The organism is Mycobacterium sp. (assembly GCF_008709575.1).
Lineage (GTDB): Bacteria > Actinomycetota > Actinomycetes > Mycobacteriales > Mycobacteriaceae > Mycobacterium.
In genome coordinates, this window is the sequence record NZ_VYIK01000193.1 from 1 (window position 1) to 574 (window position 574).

The 574-nt window shown below is 61.7% G+C and carries 1 protein-coding gene and 1 pseudogene; both read right to left on the reverse strand.

Annotation, left to right across the window (positions count from 1 at the left end; translation table 11 throughout):
* A pseudogene (locus tag F6Q13_RS17795) lies at positions 1-347 on the reverse strand (NAD(P)H-dependent glycerol-3-phosphate dehydrogenase); the annotation flags it as partial.
* A partial coding sequence (locus F6Q13_RS17800) for a hypothetical protein (RefSeq protein ID WP_293059392.1) occupies positions 286-574 on the reverse strand: 289 nt, incomplete at its 5' end. The pseudogene F6Q13_RS17795 and the gene F6Q13_RS17800, both read right to left, overlap by 62 nt.

Sequence of the window (574 nt, forward strand, 5' to 3'; positions counted from 1 at the left end):
TGCCGGTTGCGGCTGCGCTGGCTGGTGCACGTGACGATGAGATCGCCCATACCGGCCAACCCGGCGACGGTGTCGCGGTGACCGCCCGCCGCCTCGCCAAGCTTGGACATTTCGCGCACCGCGCGGGTCATCACCATGGCGCGCGTGTTTTCACCGATACCTAGTGAGTAACCCATGCCGACGGCGATGGCGTAGACGTTCTTCAGCGCGCCCGCCATTTCGACGCCAACGACATCGTCGGTGGTGTACGTCCGAAATCGCCTGGTGCGGAACAGCTCGGCGAGGTTAGCGGCCAGATGCTGATCGGGCATCGCCAGCACCGCCGCGGCCGCATAGCCCTCGGCCAAAAGGCAAAAAAGTTAGCAAGTACCACGCGATAGCACTAATCTGGACAAGCATAAAGAATAGGGCCAACAGAGCCAGATGTCGCATGCTCGTTGCGAGCGCGAGCAGCAACGCCATCCCATAGACGGCAGCGGCTGCCGCCCGTTCCGGCACACTGAGCGCACGGAGTTGCACCTTGAGCGGAACGACCAGCCAAGTTGATGTAATCAGAAGAATCTGTCCCAGACTA